This window comes from Bacillus pretiosus (assembly GCF_051294775.1).
GTDB lineage: Bacteria > Bacillota > Bacilli > Bacillales > Bacillaceae_G > Bacillus_A > Bacillus_A wiedmannii.
Genome location: NZ_JBPPHF010000394.1, coordinates 1 through 291 on the forward strand (window position 1 = coordinate 1; position 291 = coordinate 291).

Below are 291 nucleotides of genomic sequence, written 5' to 3' on the forward strand. Positions count from 1 at the left end.
ATTCTGAACATGTAACAGGTGTTGAAACGCTACTTTCTGATGGGTATGCGGAAGTGAATCGAATTCAAAAGAAAAAAACGTCATATTATACACAGACTTCTGCACCAAATCGTTCGTTATGGAGTAACGGCCAAGTAACAGCTTTTTATAATGAACCAATACATATTGGAAATAAAGAATTAAAATTAATAAATAAAGAAAATGAGTCTCTTGAAACTCCATTTATGGAATTAAATAGTCAGAATGTAATTTCAACAAGAATAAATGATATTCAGGTGAATACTACAAAGT

1 pseudogene is annotated in these 291 nt (G+C 30.6%); it reads left to right on the forward strand.

Features of this window, described 5'->3' with window-relative positions:
- A pseudogene (locus ACSG5Z_RS31425) lies at positions 1–291 on the forward strand (hypothetical protein); the annotation flags it as partial.